The following is a 17,330-nucleotide window of genomic DNA, read 5'->3' as shown; positions in this document are numbered from 1 at the left end:
ATGGACCCGCTCGAGTCGCTCCCGCTGGAACGCCTGCGGCGACGTACCAGCGTGAAGTGGCGCCGGTTCCCCGACGACGTCCTGCCGTTGTGGGTCGCCGAGATGGACGCGACACTCGCACCCGCCGTCACCAGGGCGTTGCGCGCCGCCATCGATGCCGGCGACGTCGGCTACGCGGCGGGGGAGGGCTACCTCGAGGCGGTGGCCGCCTTCGCGGGTCGGCGCTGGGGCTGGGAGCTGCCGGTCGGCCGCGCCCGGCTGGTGCCGGACGTGATGCGTGGCGTCCACGAGGTGCTGCGGGTGGTCACCGAACCGGGAGCACCCGTCCTGGTCAACCCGCCCGTGTACCCGCCGTTCTACGACGTCGTGCGGCACGCCGGCCGGACGGTGGTCGAGGTACCGCTGACGGGATCGGGGCGCCTGGACCTCGACGCGCTCGACGCCGCCATGGCGGCCGGCGCGGGCCGAGCCGCTTACCTGCTGTGCAGCCCACACAACCCGCACGGCACCGTGCACGGCCACGACGAACTCGTCCGTGTCGCCGCCCTCGCGCGCCGGCACGGGATACGGGTCGTCAGCGACGAGATCCACGCCCCGCTCGTGCTGCCGGGTACGCCGTTCGTGCCCTACCTCACCGTTCCGGGCGGTGAGGACGCGATCGCGCTGCTGTCGGCGTCGAAGGGATGGAACCTTCCGGGGGCCAAGGCGGCGGTCGCCGTCGCCGGTGCGGATGCCGTCGAGAACCTCGCGACGATCCCCGAGGTCGTCTCGCACGGCGTGAGCCACCTGGGCGTCCTCGCCCACACCGCGGCGCTTCGGGACGGTGGCGACTGGCTCGACGCGCTTCTGGCCGCCATCCTCGCACGGCGGACGCTGCTCGCCGACCTGCTCTCGGACCAGCTGCCGGGGATCGACTGGACCCCCGGCGAGGCGACCTACCTCGCCTGGCTCGACGGTCGCCCCCTCGGGCTCGACGTCCGCCCGGCGGACCACTTCCTCACGAAGGCGCGGGTCGCCCTGCTCCCGGGCGAGGAGTTCGGGACCGGCGGCGCCGGCCACGTCCGGCTCAACTTCGCGACGTCGACCGCGATCCTCACCGACGCCGTCGAGCGCATGGCCGCGTCGCTGCCGTGACGGCAGTCCGACGACCGTTCGGCTGACCCGGGTCTCACCTCGCCTCCGGTGGGGTCGACGAGGCCCGGCGCTCGGCGAGGTGCGCGGCAAGACCGCCCCCCAGCGTCAGCGGCGCGACCACGCCCTCGAGTGCGGTCCGGGGCTCGAGCACCACCGACGGGTCGCCGGTGGCGAAGAACGACAGCAGGGCGAGCGGGCCAGCGAGGCCGCCGAGCACGATCGCCGCCACCCTGCTGTGCCGAACCAACGGAGGGGCGAACCGGTCGAGGACCCAGCGTGCAGCGGCGGCGACGATCGTCATGCCGCCGGCGAAGAGGGCCAGCGCAGGCAGCCAGACGGCCAGGAGCAGGACCGTGACGGGCTGGCCCGAATCGATCGCCAGGTGGACGCCGAGCGTGAGGTAGATCACGGCGAGCATCACGGTGAACCACCACAAGATCCACGGCCCCCACGCGATGGGGGAGGGCGGCGACGTGTCGACCCCCACTGGACGACGCCTCTCGCCGTTACGTCGGCGGCTCGCCTTCGTTCGACGTTTCGGGACCGGAGGCGGCGCATTCGCCGCACCGTTGCCCGTCGTCGAGATCCTCGGCGTACGCGCCACAGTCGGTGCAGACCCGGTCGAGCCAGCAGGCGGAGTCTCCCACGGTTGCCCTCCTTTCGTGGTCGACGCGAGCGGACTCGTCCACTCCGGAGCGTTCAGCCGGTCACATGCTCGAGGTGGACCTGGTGCCAGGCCGGATCGCTGGCCGGGTGGTCCGCGCGCCAATGACCTCCCCGAGACTCGGTCCGCAGACGCGCGGCCCGCACCAGCAGACGCGACACCCGCAACGCGTGCCACAACTCGACGCCGTCGTGGTGCTCGCCGGGCGCACCCAGTTCCGCCGACAACTCTTCGAGTTCCGACGCGACGGCCGCGAGCCCGGCCTCGGTCCGTACGGGACCCGCGCCCGTCAGCATCGCCTCGCGCAGGCGGGTGCGCAGCGACTCGGTCGCGCTGGTGTTGCCCGCTCCGGCAGTCGGCGGCGCACCGAGGTCGCCCTGACGCCTGGGAAGGTCGGCCGTGATCGCCTGGGCCGTCCGAGCCCCGAACACGAGCGCCTCGGTGAGGGAGTTCCCGGCCATGCGGTTGGCGCCGTGGATGCCGGTCGAGGCGACCTCGCCGGCGGCATAGAGCCCGTGCACCGATGTGCGTCCGTCGAGGTCGGTGCGGACCCCGCCGACCTGGTAATGCGCCGCCGGCGTCACCGGTACCCGTTCGGTGGCGAGGTCGAAGCCGTAGCGGCGTGCCCCGCCGAGCACGGTGGGGAACTCGTGGGCGAACTGCTGTTCCGAGAGGTGGGTGGCGTCGAGCCAGGCGGTGCCGCCGTCCTGGTCCAGGATCGCCTTCGCGACCACGTGGCGGGGCGCCAGTTCCGCATCGGGATGGCGATCGAGGAGGAAGCGCTTGCCGTCGGCGTCGTGCAGGGTGGCGCCCGCGCCCCGCAGCGCCTCGGTCAGCAGGAATCGCCACGTGCCGGCGACGGCGAGGCCGGTGGGGTGGAACTGGACGAATTCGAGGTCGCGAACCGCGGCGCCCACCCCCAGCGCGAGCGATACCCCGTCGCCGGTGGCGTGCGCCGGGTTGGTCGTCGCGGCGAACAGGCCGCCGCAACCGCCGGTGGCCAGCAGGACCGCGCGTGCCTCGACCGCGACGATCCGTCCCTCGACGAGCACCCACAGGCCGGTGACCCGGTGGGCGCCGTCGCGTGCCAGGCTCAGCACGATGCCGGGCAGCCGCGACACCTTCGTCGCCGCCGCGGCCCGCAGCACGCGTACCAGTTCCGCGCCGGTCGCATCGGCGCGGTGTACGGAACGGGGGACCCGCTGCCCGCCCTCGCGGGCCAGATCGAGATGGCGGGGATCGTGACTGCCGAGTTCGCCGGCCACGCGGTCGAACTCGGCACCCATCCGCAGCAGTTCACGGACGTGACCGGGCGCCTCGCGGGTGAGCAGGTCGACGGCGACCGGATCGCAGAGGCCGTCACCGGCCAACCGTGTGTCCTGCGCGTGCAGTTGCGGGCTGTCGTCGGCGCCGATCGCGACCGCGAGACCGCCCTGCGCCCACGGCGAGGAACCCGAGTCGCCCCCGGGTACGCCCTTGTCGACCACCACGACGTCGAGGTGGTCGGGGAGGCGGGCGGCCGCATACAGCCCGGCGACGCCGGCGCCGACGACGACCACATCGGTGCGGACCCGGTCGTCGACGATGTCGGGCGGGCCGGGCGGCCCGGGCCGTGGGGTCGGCGCGGGCGGAGGCGGTGGGGTCGTCATGGTCGCGTGCGCTCCGAGAGGGTGCGGCGCACCGTCAACGAGTTCGTGAGCAGTTCGCCGAAGCCGTCCGGGTCGGCGAGCAGCCACGAGTGGCCGGCATCGGTGACGATGTCGCCGGGGGCGCCGGCGGCCTCGCACATCGCGAGGAAGGTCGCTTCGGGAACCACCTTGTCCGCCGAACCCCACAGGATCGTGACCGGCAGGCCGCGGGCGGCGAGCGTGGCCAGTTCCTCGCGCAGATCGGCGTTGCGCGCCAGTTCGCCGGCACGCCAGACGGCGCTGGGGTTGGTGACGGCGTTGCCGACGAGGTCGCGCAGGACGACGGGTAACACGCGGCGGTAGTCGCGGCGCCCGAATTCGCGCGGGAGGCGCAGGCCCCAGTCCCACAGCGGACGGTCGGCCAGGAGCCGATCGTTGCGCTCACCTGCCTTCCAGACCGACCCCCCGATCGAGTTCACCAGGGTGATCGACCGGGCGCGCTCGGGGTGGTACCAGGCGGTCGCGACCGCGACACCTCCGCCGAAGGAGTGCCCGACGAACGCGGCCGGTTCCTCGACGCCCGCGTGGTCGAGCAACTCGTCGACCCAGTTCGCCAACTTCTCGAACGTGTACGCGCCGGCGAGCGCCTCGCTGCGTCCGAATCCGGGGAGGGCGGGCGCGAGGACACGCCAGCCACTGGCGGCGATGCCGGGCAGCGCCCGCGCGTAGGACCGTGCCGACAACCCCCAGCCGTGCAGGAAGACCAACGGTGGGCCGTCGCCGGCCTCGCCGTAGACGGCGACGCGACCCTCGAGCGTCGTGCGGTGCCACCGCAGTTCCGCGTCGGGCTCGCGCGCCACAGGCCCTCCGGTCGGCGGGGAGATCGGGGTGGCCACCCGTGGCGGCCGACCCGGCAGTCTAGCGATGCGGTGCCTCGGATCCGTGTGTGGCAGGCTCCTGGCGCGATCGACCAGGAGACGGATGTGGAGATCGGGATCGTCGGGGGCACCGGGGCCCTCGGGCGCGGACTGGCCCGCCGCTGGCTCGTGGCCGGCGTGGACGTCCGGCTCGGCTCGCGCGACGCCGCGAAGGGGGCGGCCGCGGCCGAGGAGTTGCGGACCGAGTTGCCGGACGCCGCTGGCGCCGTGGTCGGTGTCGACAACCTCGGCGCCGCCGAAGCGGACGTCGTCGTGCTCGCGGTTCCCTACGAGGGCCTCGACGAGGTCCTCGGACCGCTGACGTCTGCGGTGTCCGGGCGCATCGTGGTGAGCGCGGTCAACCCGCTCGCGTTCGACGCCGAGGGTCCCTACAACGAGCCCGTGGCAGCGGGCAGCGTCGCCCAGGCCCTGGCGGCCAGCCTGTCACGAGCGAAGCTCGTCGCGGCGTTCCACAGCGTCTCGAGCCGCGAACTCGCCCGCCTCGAACAGCCGATGGACGACGACGTGCCGGTGGTCGGCGACGACGAGGAGGCGGTGGCCACCGTGGTCGACCTGGCCAACCGCATCGAGGGCGTCCGCGCCTACAGCGCGGGCCCGCTGCGCATGTCCGGACCGCTCGAGACCCTCACGGCGTTGATCATCTCGGTCAACAAGCGCCACAAGGCCCACGTCGGCCTGCGGTTGTCCCGCCTCACCCCTCGCTAACGCGTCCACGCCGGACCCGCTCCCGGCGGCGGTACGCGCCGAACGTGGCCACGGTCACCAGCACCGCGGTCACGGCGGCGAGCACCACGGGCACGGACGAGGCGCCGCCCCCGACCTCGTCGGAAGCACCGGCGGTCGCGCCATCGCCCAACGCGCCACCGGCCGGCGCGAGCACCGGCGGCAGTTTCGCATCGTGGTCGTGGTGGACCTGCCCCAGCGACGCGGTGCCCCAGACGCCGATCAGCCATGGCTGCTCGGTCGTGCGAAGCGGCGCGGCATCCTCGTCGAGCACCACCAGGGCATCGGAGGTGACGGCGACGACCGTGCCGTCGCCGGCGCGGATCGTGCGAACGCCGAGGTCGGGAAGTGGCGCCACCTCCGTGAGCGAGAGGTCCACGAGCCGGAAGGACGGGATGCCGCTGCCCGACATGCCGCCACGGTCCTCGTCCTGCAGCAGGATCCGGTCCGAGCCGACCCACGGTTGGCTGACCGGCTGCCACCAGCCCCGCGACTCGCCGACGACCGCGCCGGTCGCAAGTTCGACGGCGAGGACCAGCGGTTGGTCGTCGAAACCCCGCACGAGCGCGTGGCCACCGTCGGGCGAGACCAGGATCTCGTGGCCACCGCTGGGATGTTCGATCACGCGCCGCCGCTGCCCCGTCGCGGGATCGAGGGTGTGCAGGCTGAAGGGACCGTCGCTCCACCCGCCCGGCTGGAGGAAGGCGACCTCGTCACCGGCGAAGGCGGCCGCCCCGCTGTTGGGCAGGGCCAGGACCGCCGGGTCGCCGAAGACGTCCTCGTGCAACTGCACCGCCATCTGGTCGTCCCAGACGCGCAACAGCAGGTCCACCCGACCGTCAGCACGGCAGGCGTCGTCCTGGAACTCGATGCTCGCCTCGACGTCTGCGGACGGGAGGTACTGGGCCGTCTGCGCGAACGAGGGCAGATCGTGGCGCGTGACCACGGTGCGTCCGGTGTCGTCGTGGCCGATCGCGAGCAGCAGTTCGCCGCACGCCTCCGCCCGGGCCAGGGACGGTTGGTCCGGGCCGACGCCGAGCACCCGCAGTCGGTCGTCGAGTGCGACCAGCCCGGCCCCCGGCAGCGATCCGTACGCGACCATCGCCACCGGCCCCTCGGCCTCGGGGTCGATCGAGACGGGCTCGAGTCCGGTCGTCGGATCGAGCAGGCCGCACTCCATCGTCCGCCAACCGCCCCGTTCGGGGGTGAGCGCCAGGACGGCGACCCCGCCGACGGAGACCCATGGCAGGCACGATGCCCCGCTGTCGAGCGCGAGGGGCACCTCGTCGGGGAGTTCCGGCCCGCGCAGCACCTCCAGCACGCGCCCGACGCCGGTGCTGCCGCCGTCGTCGATGCGACGGATCCGCGCCACGGCCGCCCCTGGATCCCGCTGGGCCACGTCTTGCAGCGTCATCTCGGCGCAGCTGCAGGCCCGCGCCGGTCCGACGGGCACCAGGGTGGCGAGCACCACGGCGAGCACCGCGAGGACGAGGCAATGGCTGGTCGTGGACATGTGCACCCCATCTCGCGTCGCAGGTGTGACGTCGGCCGAAGCACGCCGGTTGCGAGGGGGCCCTCACCGTGCCGTACGACGCTCCTCCTCGACGATGTCGCGGTAGCCGGCGATGAGGCGTGCGGTGACCGGTCCGGGTCGTCCGTCGCCGAGCGCACGGCCGTCCAGCCCGACGAGGGGCACGACCTCGCGGGTGGTCGCGGTCAGGAACGCCTCGTCGGCCCGGACCAGCTCGTCCACACGCAGCGGCCGCGTGTCGGCGGCGATGCCGAGGCGGCCGGCAGCCTCGAGGACGACGGCGCGCGTGACCCCGGCGAGCAGCCCGGCGTCCGTCGGTGGCGTGACCAGGGTCCCGTCCACGACGGCGAACAGGTTGGAACCGGCACCCTCGAGGACGTCGCCGCTCGGGGTCGTCAACAACGCCTCGTCGGCGCCCTCCTCGCGGGCCCGGCGGCGGGCGGTCACGGCGACGAGGTAGGACACCGCCTTCACGTGGGGCAACTCCCGCGCCAGCGGCACCGTGACCGCGGTGACGCCGACTTCGGTCCGCCGCGGATCGAGCGCGAGGCGATGGGAGGTGACCACGACGGTCGGCTCGCCGGTGGCCCGGCCCGGGAACGGGGCGTCCGGGTCGATCGCTCCCGCCGAGATCGTCAGGCGCAGTGCAGAGTCCTGGCCGTCCAACGCGTCGAGGTTCGCCCTGGCCGTCGACGCGACCGCCTCGTGCAGGCGCTCGCGGGGCCCCGCGTCGAACCCGAGCTCTCGAGCCCCGGCCAGGGCGCGTTCGAGGTGCTGGTCGAGCCGGAAGACGTGGGCACCGTAGGCACGGAACGTCTCGAAGACCCCCTCACCGTTGCGGAAGCCGCGGTCGAAGACCGACACCACGGCCCGGTCGGCGGCGACGAGCGTGCCGTCGATCCACACCCGCAGCGGTGCCTTCATGTCCGAATCTCCTGGTCGGCGCCGACGGCGCGCAGGAAGGCGGCCGCCTTGTCGAAGCTCTCACGGCGCTCGTCGACGGGATCGGAGTCGGCCACGATGCCGCCGCCGGCGCCGTAGTCGACGCGTCCGTCGTCGTGCAGGGTCGCGGTCCGGATGGCGACCGACAAGCGTGCGGCGCCGGGCGAGAGGAACCCGACGGCGCCGCAGTACCAACCACGACGGACGGTCTCGAGACGTTCGATGAGGCCCATGGCCGCGATCTTGGGGGCGCCGGTGATGGAGCCGCAGGGAAAGGTCGCGCGCAACAGCTCGCCGTACCCGACCTGTGGGCGCAGTTCGCCGGTGACGGTGGACACCAGGTGCCACACGGTCGGGTGGGCCTCCACGACGGTCAACTCGGGCACCTGCACGGTGCCGGGCCGGCAGACGCGGCCGAGGTCGTTGCGCTCCATGTCCACCACCATGACGTTCTCCGCCCGGTCCTTGACGGACGTGGCGAGGTCGTCGGCGAGTGCGGCGTCCAGCGTCGGATCGGGGTGGCGCGGCCGGGTGCCCTTGATCGGTCGGGTCGTCACCCGCGTCCCGTCGACGGCGAGGAAGGTCTCGGGCGAGATCGAGGCCACGCCGATGGCCGGCAGCGCGGCACCGAAGAGGGCCGGCGACTCGCGGCGCAGCGCCTGGTAGAGCCCGGGCAGGTCATCGTCCCATCGCGTCGTCAGCCGCTGAGTCAGGTTGACCTGGAACACCTCGCCGGCGGCGATGTGCTCGAGCACCGCCCGGATGGCGGCGAGATGGGCCTCGTGCCCGAGGCTGCTGGTCACCGGTGGCGGCGTGCGTGGCCGCGGCACGTGCGCCGCGGGTCGGGAGCCGTCGATTGCTGCCAGGTGCGTCCGGACGCGCGCTTCGAGGTGGGCGCGTCCGCTCAGGAGGTCCCGGGCCAGCACGACCGCCCGGGACCGGTCGGGTGGAACGGCGACCACGGTCTCGGCCAGCGTCAGCCACAGGTGTGCGGTCCCACGGTCGTCGGGCAGCCGCCGCGGCAGGTGCTCGACGCGGTGCCCGAGGTCGTAGGCCAGCGCGCCGGCGAACCCGCCGGTGAAAGCCGGCAGGTCGGAACCCCCCGGCACCGGGGCCTCCGGCACGATGCCGAGCCGCGCGCACCAGCGCTCGAGCGCCGCGAACGGATCCGACCCCTCGTCGGTGGCGCCGTCCGGGCCGACCCACCGGGTGCGCGCGCCGTCGTCCTCGAGACGGTGCTCGCCGTGCGGCACCACGTACGACCACCCGCCGTCTCCCGCCGACTCGAACAGGTCGGCCGGTCCGCAGGCACGCAGGAGGGCATCGAGGTCGACCGCACCGTTGCGCGTACGCGGTGGACGTGGGACGTCGAGGAGCAGCAGGTCGCCCCGCCAGCCCGTACCGGCCGTGTTCACGTGTTGGAGGGGACGCCGTACTTGCGCCGGAAGGACGCATCGTCGAGTGTGTCGATGTCCTCCTCGAGCTGGGCCTGGAACGCATCGGCCTGGTGTGCATCGGAGAAGGTCTGGGCCCACACGAGCGCGCCCGACTCCGCCACCTGCAACTGCACGTCGTACATCTCGGCACCGTCGTAGCCGCCGCGGCGCCGGGTCAGGACACGGAAGTCCCGGCGGGGTGAACGGGGGGCGGTCACGTCTGGCTCCGGCAGGCTGGGGGAGCGGAACGTACCCGCAGGCCGGGACACGGGACAACGCCTCCCACGGTCCCGTCGGCGGCCTGGGCCGTGTCCGCCGACCACTACGCTCGGGACGGGTACGCCATCGAGTGAGCGGACGCGACGGACGTGAAGGTCTACACGAAGCGCGGCGACGACGGGACCACCGGCCTGCTGTACGGCGGCCGGGTCGACAAGGACGACCTGCGTACGTCCGCGTACGGCACCGTCGACGAGACCTGCAGCGCCCTCGGCCTCGCTCGCGCCGACCTCGAGGGGGATCTCCATGACCTCGTCCTCGAGGTGCAGCGTGAGCTGTTCGTCGTGGGCGCCCAGCTGGCGACGGCCGAGGAGCACTGGGAGCGGCTGACCGTCGGGGTCAGTCGTGTCGACGACGCGATGGTGGACGCACTCGACCAACGGATCGACGCCAGCGTCGCACGTCATCCCCTGCCACAGGAGTTCGTCGTCCCGGGTGGCACGCGGGCGGCGGCGGCACTCGACCTGGCCCGCTCGATCTGCCGCCGCGCCGAACGCCACGTGGTCGCGATGGTGCGTGCCGGCCAGCTGCCGGACCAGGCTCCGTTGCGCTACCTCAACCGGTGCTCGGACTACCTCTACGTGCTGGCGCGCGAAGCCGAGGGGAACCACGTCCCCTCGCGTGCCAGGGGATGACCGCGACCGCTTCGCGCACGGTCGTCGACGACCTCGGCGTCAGTGTCGTCGTGCCGGAGTCGCCGCGGCGCCTGGTCAGCCTCGTCCCGAGTGTGTCCGAGCTGTTGTGGTGGTGGCAGCTCGCCGACCGGCTCGTCGGGGTGACCGACTGGTGTGTCGCGCCGCCGTCGGCGTACGCGGGGGCGCGGCGCGTCCGCGGTACGAAGAACCCGGACGTGGCGGCCATCGTCGACCTCGCGCCCGACCTGGTGGTCGCCAACGAGGAGGAGAACCGCGAACTCGACGTGCAACGTCTACGCGCCGCGGGCGTGGCGGTGTACGTCACCCGGGTACGCACCCTCGACGACGTGATCGGCTCCCTGGGCCGGCTGGGTGGCGCGGTCGGCGCGCCCCGGGCGGGGGAGGGGACCGCGCAGACGATCCGTCGCGCGCTCGACCAGTTGCGGGCGCCACCGCGTCGGCTGCGGGCGTTCTGCCCGGTGTGGCGGGACGGCGTTCCCGACGACGGCGACGCGGGCGACGAGACGTGGTGGGTGCTGGGCCGGGACACCTTCGGCGCCGACCTGCTCGCCCGCTGCGGCTTCGACGTCGTGCCGGACGATCCGACGGGCCGCTATCCGCGCCACCGGCTCGGCGACGTCGCGGCCTGGGACCCCGACGTCGTGCTCCTGCCCGACGAGCCGTACGCGTTCGGCCCGGGGGACCGCCGGGTGTTCACGGGTTGGCGGGCCCGCACACGCCTGCTGGACGGCACAGCGTTGTCGTGGTGGGGGCCGCGCACGCCGCACGCGCTGGGCGACCTGTCCCGGCTGGCCCGCCAGCTCACGTCGCGCCGGCGGGCTGCGGGATGACCGGGGCGCTCCGGCCTAGTAGGTGTGTTCGGGTCCCGGATACTCCCCGTCGGCGACCTCTGACGCGAAGGCCTTGATTGCCGCCCCGATCTCGGCCCGCAGGTCGGCGTACGGCTTCACGAATCGCGGCAGGCGGCCGCTCGTCAGCCCGAGCAGGTCGTGCCAGACGAGCACCTGTGCGTCGGTGTCCGGTCCGGCGCCGATGCCGATGGTGGGGATGTCGATCGCCGCCGTGATGCGTTCGCCGACCTCGCTCGGCACGCACTCGAGCACGATGGCGAACGCGCCCGCCTCCGCGAGGTCGACCGCGTCGTCGAGCAGCCGTTGAGCGGCGGCGTCGTCGCGTCCCTGGACCTTGAAGCCACCGAACTGGTTCACCGACTGTGGGGTGAGCCCGAGGTGTCCCATCACGGGGATCCCGGTGCGGACGAGGTGGGCCGTCACCTCGACCATGGGGCCCCCGCCCTCGAGCTTGACCGCGTTGGCGCCGGCCTCCTTGAGCATCCTCGTCGCGGACGCCAGGGCCTGCGACGGGCCGTCCTGGTAGGTACCGAACGGCAGATCACCGACCACGATCGCGTTCGGTGCCCCACGCGCGACCGCGCGTGTGTGGTGCAGCATCTCGTCGAGGGTGACGGGCACGGTCGAGTCGTAGCCGAGCACCACCATGCCCAGGCTGTCGCCGACCAGCAGCACCGGCACCCCGAGTTCGTCGAGCAGCGCCGCCGAGCTGTAGTCGTACGCGGTCACCATCGTGAACTTCTCGCCCCGCTCCTTCGCGGCGCGCAGGTCGTGGATGTTGACCGGCCGTCGTGGTGGGACGGGGGTGGGTGGCGGCGATGCCGCGGCACCTGGGGACACGTGAACGGACACCGGGGACTCCATCCTGCCGGCCCGCGACGCGGGTCCAGCGGTCGTCATTTCGGTGGACGCCACAGTGTGCCCTGTTCTCGCGGGGACGCCACCATCGGCGATCGGTCGTCCGGCCTCGGCGGTCAGCGGCCGTCGTAGGCTGGCTGCGGCGACCTCGGAAGGCAGGCACGTGGGACGGGCGGCGGGCATCCCCGACATGGTGGCCGTGCACCGCAACGGTGCGGATGCCAGGCGCACGATCGAGCGGCTCTCACGAGCGGGCGTCGACGGCGGCGCGATCGTGCTGCTGGGACACGTCGAGGTGGCCACATCCGGGCGCTATGGCGACCGCCAGACCGACCGTGGGAGCTCGCTCGCGCTCGGCGGCCGCGCGGCACGCGGCTTGCTGTACGGCGCCGCGCCGGGTGCGCTCTTCGGTGCCGTCCTGCTCGCGCTGACGACCGAGCCGACGTTGTTCGCCGTCTCGGCCGGGGCCGCCGGAGGCGCGGGTTTCGGCGCCAGCATCGGCGTGCTCACCGGGTTGCTGGCGACCCCCACGATGGCGACCTCGTGGGAGCGCACCTTCTCGCCCCTGGCTCCGGGCGGGGTCGGCATCGGCGTACGGATCGCCTCGCTGCGCCAACGTGAGCGGGTCGCCCGCGTGCTCGCCCATGCCAGCGTTCTGCGCGTCCACGAGGTGGACGACCTCGACCTCGCGGGCGACGGGCACTTCGCCTTCGACGACTGATGCGATGGGGGTCTGCGCCGCCGTGCTGGACCAGGCGCCTCTCCGCGGGTCGGATGGTGCCCGAGGTAGCGTGGGAGGAGTTTCGCGGCGGTCGAACGCCGCGAGGGGCCGCATCGCCCCCGTGATGAACAGGGCTGACCGTGCACATGCTGGACGAGAAGATCGAGCCGTTCTTCGACGTCGTCGTGCGTCGCAACCCCGGCGAGGTCGAGTTCCACCAGGCCGTCCGCGAGGTCCTCGAGTCGCTCGGGCCGGTCTTGGCCAAGTATCCGGAGTTCACCGAGCACCGCATCCTCGAGCGCATCTGCGAACCCGAGCGCCAGATCATCTTCCGCGTGGCGTGGCAGGACGACGCCGGCGAGGTCCAGATCAACCGTGGGTTCCGTGTCGAGTTCAACAGCGCGCTCGGGCCCTACAAGGGAGGCATGCGCTTCCACCCGTCGGTGTATCTCGGCATCGTCAAGTTCCTCGGCTTCGAGCAGGTCTTCAAGAACTCGCTCACCGGGATGCCCATCGGCGGTGGCAAGGGCGGGTCCGACTTCGATCCGAAGGGCCGCTCCGACGACGAGATCATGCGGTTCTGCCAGAGCCTGATGACCGAGCTCTTCCGTCACATCGGCGAGTACACCGACGTGCCCGCGGGTGACGTCGGGGTCGGCACACGCGAGATCGGCTACCTGTTCGGGCAGTACAAGCGCATCACCAACCGCTACGAGTCCGGCGTGTTGACCGGCAAGGGGACCGGCTGGGGTGGCGCACTCGTGCGCACCGAGGCCACCGGGTACGGCACCGTCTTCTTCGTCAACGAGATGTTGAAGGCCCGGGGCTCCTCGCTCGAGGGGCGGACGTGCCTGGTGTCCGGCTCGGGCAACGTGGCCATCTACGCGGCCGAGAAGGTCCACCAGCTCGGCGGACGCGTGGTGGCGTGCTCGGACTCCGATGGGGTCGTCCACGACCCCGAGGGCATCGACCTCGAGCTGCTCAAGCAGGTCAAGGAGATCGAGCGGGGACGCGTCGCCGACTACGCCGAGCGTCGGGGCTCCGCCACCTTCATCCCCCGCGGCAACATCTGGGACCTGCCGTGCGACGTCGCGCTCCCGTGCGCGACCCAGAACGAGCTGACCGGCAAGGACGCGGCGACGCTCATCCGCAACGGGTGCGTCGCCGTTGCCGAGGGCGCCAACATGCCGACCACGCCCGAGGGCGTCCGCGCCTTCCACGAGGCCGGGATCGCCTACGGCCCCGGCAAGGCCGCGAATGCCGGCGGGGTGGCGACCTCGGCGCTCGAGATGCAGCAGAACGCGAGTCGTGACCGGTGGAGCTTCGCGCACACCGAGGGGCGGCTCGAGGAGATCATGGTGGACATCCACCAGACCTGCCACGACACCGCCGAGGAGTTCGGCACGCCTGGCAACTACGTCGTCGGCGCCAACATCGCGGGCTTCATCCGGGTCGCCCGGGCCATGGTGGCGCTCGGCCTCGTGTGAGCGCGACGCTCGCTGCGAGACGCCGGGATCTCAGTCGCCGGTGGTGTTGCGCCAGCCGTTGGTCATGGGCACCCGCCGTTCCCGGCCGAACGCGCGGCAGGTCACCTTCGGTCCCGGCGCCGACTGACGGCGCTTGAACTCGGCCCGGTCGACCAGGTGCAGCACCTGGCGGACGGTGGCTTCGTCATGGCCCCGCGCCACCAGGCCGGCGACCCCGAGGTCCTGTTCGACGTACCCCTCGATGATGTCGTCGAGGATTTCGTACGGCGGCAGGCTGTCGTCGTCGCGCTGGTCGGGGCGCAGTTCCGCCGACGGCGGCTTGTCGATCGTGGACGGGGGGATCACGGCACCCATGGCGTTGCGCCAGCGCGCCAGCTCGTACACGAGCAGTTTCGGGACGTCCTTGAGCGGCGCGAACCCGCCGGCCATGTCGCCGTACAGCGTGGCGTAGCCCACGGCGTACTCGGACTTGTTGCCGGTCGTGAGCACGATCGAGCCGCGCTCGTTCGACAACGCCATCACCAGCAGGCCCCGCAGTCGGGCCTGGATGTTCTCGTAGGCGACGCCGGCCTGTCGGCCGTCGCCTTGTTGTTCGCCGAACCCGGTGACGACGAGATCGCCGAGAGCCTCGCCGACCGCCCGCATCGGGGCCTCGATCGGCAGCTCGTGGTAGATGCTGCCGAGGTTGGCCGCCAGCGCCCGTGCGTCCTCGAGCGAGTGCTCGCTGGAGTAGGGCGAGGGCATCGCGACCCCCAGCACGTGCTCGCCGCCGAGTGCGTCGGCGGCCACTGCCGCCGTGACGGCGGAGTCGATCCCGCCGGAGAGTCCGATCACCGCCTCGGTGAACCCGTTGCGCTGGCAGTAGTCGCGGGTGGCGGTGACCAGGGCGTGCCACACCTCGCCGACCGGGTCCAGCCGCTCGAGCGTGGCCGGCGGTGGCAGGGTCGGACGGTCCGCGGCGTGACCGGCGAGCCGCAGCGCACCGTCTGGTTCCGCGGCGTCGGCGTCGGCCTGCATGGGGAGGTCGACGACGACCAGGTCGGGGCTGAACTGGGCGCCGCGGGCCACGACCTCACCGTCCGGGGACATCAGGAAGGAGTCGCCGTCGAACACGACGTCGTCCTGGCCGCCGACGACGTTGACGTAGGCGAGCCACACGCCGTCACGTCCGACGTGGCGGGCGGCCCAGTCCTCGCGTTCGGCACGCTTGCCCCGGTGGTACGGGGACGCGTTGAGATTCACGACGAGCTTCGCGCCATGATCGGCGGCGTGGCCGACCGGACCGGGTTCGACCCACAGGTCCTCGCAGACCGTGATGCCGACCGGCACCCCCGCGACGTGCACCACCAGGGGTTCGTCGCGCGGCGTGAAGTAGCGGGCCTCGTCGAACACCCCGTAGTTGGGGAGACGGAACTTGTCGTAGGTGGCGACGACGCGACCATCGGCCAGCACCGCGGCGGAGTTGGTCAGGGCTACCCCGGCGGCCGAGGCGACCTCCCAGCCCTGCGGTTGCGCCGGGTCGTCGCGTACGAGGTCGCCTTCCTCGGTCCCGACGTAGCCGATCACCGCCACCGTGCCCGCGGGTCCCTTCTCGGCCAGGTGCGTGACCGCGTCGAGGTTGGCGCGGACGAACTCGGGCTTGAGCAGCAGGTCCTCGGGGGGATAGCCGGTGGTGGTCAGCTCGGTGAAGACCACCAGGTCCGCGCCGGCTTCGGCAGCGCGGCTCCACGCCTCGAGAACGCGCTCGACGTTGCCGTCGATGTCGCCGACCTGCGAGCGGATCTGGGCGAGGGCGATGCGCAGGGTCATGACGGCTCCGTCGGTGCGAGGACCCGGGCGACGCTAGTCCGGGCCGGGCGCGGTCCCGGTCAGGTCCCACGGGCGAGCGAATGTGGTCGCTCCCGAGCCCCGAAACCCACTCTTCACATCCGCGGGCCGGTTCGACACGTGCCCGAAACAGGACCCACAACCCTGGGCAACAGCAGGTGAGGAGAGTGGCGTCCGCCCAGCACCGGGCGCTCGACGACCACCACCTGGAGAGATTCCGTGAGACGACTGCTGAAGTTGGGCGTGGTCACGGCCACGCTGCTGCTGACGTCGGCGATGCCGGCGTTCGCGCAGATCGAGGGCGCGGTCGACCTCGAAGCGCTCAACGTCTTCGCCATGACCCTGTACCTGACGTTCGCCACGGGCCTGGTCTTCCTGATGCACGCCGGCTTCTCGATGCTCGAGGCCGGCATGACGCGTCAGAAGAACGCCGCCAACATCATCGGCAAGAACCTGCTGACGATCACCCTGGGGACCCTGACCTACTACGTCGTCGGCTGGGCGTTCATGTACGGCGACAGCATCGGAGGGCTCATCGGCGGGAGCGGCTTCCTGCTCTCCAACGCGTCGGGCGGGGCGGGCGAACTGATCACCACCGAGATCGACTTCGCGTTCCAGGCGATGTTCGCGGCCACGGCGGCCACGATCGTCTCGGGAGCCGTCGCGGAGCGCATCAAGTTCGGGGCCTACCTCGTGGTCGTCATGGTTCTGACGGGTTTGATCTATCCGGTGGTCGGTGCCTGGACGTGGGGCGGCGGCTGGCTCGCCGGGCTCGGGTTCACCGACTTCGCGGGCTCCACGATCGTGCACCTCACCGGCGGAGCCGCCGCGCTGGTCGCCGCGGCCGTCATCGGGCCGCGGATCGGCAAGTTCGCTCCGAGGACGGGCCGGGCTCGGGCGATCCCCGGCCACTCCATGCCGCTGGCCGCACTGGGCACGCTCCTGCTGTTCTTCGGCTGGTTCGGCTTCAACGGCGGCTCGGTGCTGGCGTTGGACGGTCCCGCACTCGGCCACGTGATCGTCACCACCGCGATGGCGGGCTGTGCAGGCGGTCTCGCCGCTGCCCTGTTCACCCGCGCCCGCAGCGGCAAGTTCGACGTCGCCATGACCGCGAACGGCATCCTCGCCGGTCTCGTCGGCATCACCGCCGGCGCGGACGTCGTCTCGCACCTCATGGCGGTCGTGGTCGGCCTGATCGCCGGTGTGCTCGTCGCGGTGGCCGTGGCCTTCGTCGACGGCCGCGGGATCGACGACCCGGTCGGCGCGAGCTCGGTGCACGGGGCGTGCGGCGTGCTCGGCACGCTGTGGGTCGGCTTCGCGCACGTCGAGGACGGGCTGCTCTACGGCGGCGGTGCCGGCCTGTTGGCCGCACAGGCGATCGGGGTCGTCGCGGTGGTCACCTGGGTCGGGGCGACCGTCGGCGGGTTGTTCCTCCTCCTGCGGTCGGTCGGTTTCCTCCGGGTCCCCGCGCACGAGGAGATCGAGGGACTCGACGTCCACGAGCACGGGATTCCCGGCTATCCCGAACTCGTCCATGCCAGCGGTGTCAGCCGGACGGGCGGCGAGTACGGCTTCGCGCCGCGCCCCGCATCCGCCCCGGCGCCGGATCCGGTCGAGGATTAGGGGCGGTCGACGAGGGACCGGCCCGCGGTCGC

General features: G+C 72.5%; 16 protein-coding genes. 7 read left to right on the top strand and 9 right to left on the bottom strand.

From position 1 onward, the window contains the following. Entirely contained in the window at positions 1–1,134 is a 1,134-nt protein-coding gene (locus tag ACERMF_RS10755) for a MalY/PatB family protein (protein WP_373669081.1), read from the top strand. 34 nt (positions 1,135–1,168) lie between these two features. Here the strand turns inward: ACERMF_RS10755 and ACERMF_RS10750 are convergent, their stop codons facing one another. The 3 genes from ACERMF_RS10750 to ACERMF_RS10740 all read right to left on the bottom strand — a co-directional run bounded on the left by ACERMF_RS10750 (position 1,169) and on the right by ACERMF_RS10740 (position 4,286). After that, positions 1,169–1,621, bottom strand: coding sequence for a hypothetical protein (locus tag ACERMF_RS10750; protein WP_373669080.1), 453 nt, complete (start codon positions 1,619–1,621; stop codon positions 1,169–1,171). 212 nt (positions 1,622–1,833) lie between these two features. Beyond that, entirely contained in the window at positions 1,834–3,447 is a 1,614-nt protein-coding gene (locus ACERMF_RS10745; protein ID WP_373669079.1) for an L-aspartate oxidase, read from the bottom strand. Continuing rightward, the gene (locus ACERMF_RS10740) at positions 3,444–4,286 is read right to left on the bottom strand and encodes an alpha/beta fold hydrolase (RefSeq protein ID WP_373669078.1); all 843 of its coding nucleotides are present in this window, start codon (positions 4,284–4,286) and stop codon (positions 3,444–3,446) included. Before ACERMF_RS10740 ends, ACERMF_RS10745 begins: the two co-directional genes overlap by 4 nt. Before the next feature lie 123 nt (positions 4,287–4,409). On the opposite strand from ACERMF_RS10740, the gene npdG reads away from it, so the two are divergent. Further along, positions 4,410–5,069 (top strand): NADPH-dependent F420 reductase, encoded by a 660-nt coding sequence (npdG, locus tag ACERMF_RS10735; RefSeq protein ID WP_373669077.1) that lies wholly within the window; start codon positions 4,410–4,412, stop codon positions 5,067–5,069. Here the strand turns inward: npdG and ACERMF_RS10730 are convergent. From ACERMF_RS10730 to ACERMF_RS10715, 4 genes are all read right to left on the bottom strand, one after another. Then, complete coding sequence (locus tag ACERMF_RS10730) at positions 5,056–6,600, bottom strand: hypothetical protein (protein WP_373669076.1); 1,545 nt, start codon at positions 6,598–6,600, stop codon at positions 5,056–5,058. The genes npdG and ACERMF_RS10730 overlap by 14 nt on opposite strands. A gap of 63 nt (positions 6,601–6,663) precedes the next feature. Beyond that, on the bottom strand, positions 6,664–7,542 hold the full coding sequence (locus ACERMF_RS10725; protein WP_373669075.1) for an aminotransferase class IV: 879 nt from the start codon (positions 7,540–7,542) through the stop codon (positions 6,664–6,666). Continuing rightward, positions 7,539–8,975 (bottom strand): anthranilate synthase component I family protein, encoded by a 1,437-nt coding sequence (locus tag ACERMF_RS10720; RefSeq protein WP_373669074.1) that lies wholly within the window; start codon positions 8,973–8,975, stop codon positions 7,539–7,541. Before ACERMF_RS10720 ends, ACERMF_RS10725 begins: the two co-directional genes overlap by 4 nt. Continuing rightward, positions 8,972–9,214, bottom strand: a complete 243-nt coding sequence (locus ACERMF_RS10715) for a hypothetical protein (RefSeq protein ID WP_373669073.1) — start codon at positions 9,212–9,214, stop codon at positions 8,972–8,974. Before ACERMF_RS10715 ends, ACERMF_RS10720 begins: the two co-directional genes overlap by 4 nt. 150 nt (positions 9,215–9,364) lie before the next feature. Here ACERMF_RS10715 and ACERMF_RS10710 point away from each other — a divergent pair, with 150 nt between their 5' ends. After that, entirely contained in the window at positions 9,365–9,910 is a 546-nt protein-coding gene (locus tag ACERMF_RS10710; RefSeq protein WP_373669072.1) for a cob(I)yrinic acid a,c-diamide adenosyltransferase, read from the top strand. Next, entirely contained in the window at positions 9,907–10,761 is an 855-nt protein-coding gene (locus ACERMF_RS10705; RefSeq protein WP_373669071.1) for a helical backbone metal receptor, read from the top strand. Before ACERMF_RS10710 ends, ACERMF_RS10705 begins: the two co-directional genes overlap by 4 nt. A gap of 15 nt (positions 10,762–10,776) precedes the next feature. Here ACERMF_RS10705 and panB read toward each other — a convergent pair whose 3' ends face one another. Next, positions 10,777–11,634: a 3-methyl-2-oxobutanoate hydroxymethyltransferase gene (panB, locus tag ACERMF_RS10700; RefSeq protein WP_373669070.1), complete on the bottom strand. Its 858-nt coding sequence runs from the start codon at positions 11,632–11,634 to the stop codon at positions 10,777–10,779. Between the two features lie 169 nt (positions 11,635–11,803). Here panB and ACERMF_RS10695 point away from each other — a divergent pair, with 169 nt between their 5' ends. Continuing rightward, on the top strand, positions 11,804–12,361 hold the full coding sequence (locus tag ACERMF_RS10695; protein WP_373669069.1) for a hypothetical protein: 558 nt from the start codon (positions 11,804–11,806) through the stop codon (positions 12,359–12,361). 146 nt (positions 12,362–12,507) lie between these two features. Further along, positions 12,508–13,848 (top strand): NADP-specific glutamate dehydrogenase, encoded by a 1,341-nt coding sequence (gene gdhA, locus ACERMF_RS10690; RefSeq protein ID WP_373669257.1) that lies wholly within the window; start codon positions 12,508–12,510, stop codon positions 13,846–13,848. Between the two features lie 30 nt (positions 13,849–13,878). Here gdhA and ACERMF_RS10685 read toward each other — a convergent pair whose 3' ends face one another. Further along, complete coding sequence (locus ACERMF_RS10685; protein ID WP_373669068.1) at positions 13,879–15,657, bottom strand: NAD+ synthase; 1,779 nt, start codon at positions 15,655–15,657, stop codon at positions 13,879–13,881. Positions 15,658–15,894: 237 nt separating this feature from the next. On the opposite strand from ACERMF_RS10685, the gene ACERMF_RS10680 reads away from it, so the two are divergent. After that, positions 15,895–17,298 (top strand): ammonium transporter, encoded by a 1,404-nt coding sequence (locus ACERMF_RS10680; protein ID WP_373669067.1) that lies wholly within the window; start codon positions 15,895–15,897, stop codon positions 17,296–17,298. Positions 17,299–17,330 lie beyond the last annotated feature (32 nt).

Origin of the sequence: Egicoccus sp. AB-alg6-2 (assembly GCF_041821025.1) — a bacterium.
GTDB lineage: Bacteria > Actinomycetota > Nitriliruptoria > Nitriliruptorales > Nitriliruptoraceae > Egicoccus.
The sequence above is the reverse complement of the archived record's forward strand: the minus strand, read 5'-3'. Positions and strand labels throughout refer to the sequence as shown.

Bases quoted from the DNA above. Each gene is read 5' to 3' on its own strand.
- gdhA (WP_373669257.1), top strand. From the start codon at position 12,508: ATGCTGGACGAGAAGATCGAGCCGTTCTTCGACGTCGTCGTGCGTCGC.
- ACERMF_RS10705 (WP_373669071.1), top strand. From the start codon at position 9,907: ATGACCGCGACCGCTTCGCGCACGGTCGTCGACGACCTCGGCGTCAGT.
- ACERMF_RS10725 (WP_373669075.1), bottom strand. From the start codon at position 7,542: ATGAAGGCACCGCTGCGGGTGTGGATCGACGGCACGCTCGTCGCCGCC.
- ACERMF_RS10685 (WP_373669068.1), bottom strand. From the start codon at position 15,657: ATGACCCTGCGCATCGCCCTCGCCCAGATCCGCTCGCAGGTCGGCGAC.
- ACERMF_RS10730 (WP_373669076.1), bottom strand. From the start codon at position 6,600: ATGTCCACGACCAGCCATTGCCTCGTCCTCGCGGTGCTCGCCGTGGTG.
- ACERMF_RS10755 (WP_373669081.1), top strand. From the start codon at position 1: ATGGACCCGCTCGAGTCGCTCCCGCTGGAACGCCTGCGGCGACGTACC.
- ACERMF_RS10745 (WP_373669079.1), bottom strand. From the start codon at position 3,447: ATGACGACCCCACCGCCTCCGCCCGCGCCGACCCCACGGCCCGGGCCG.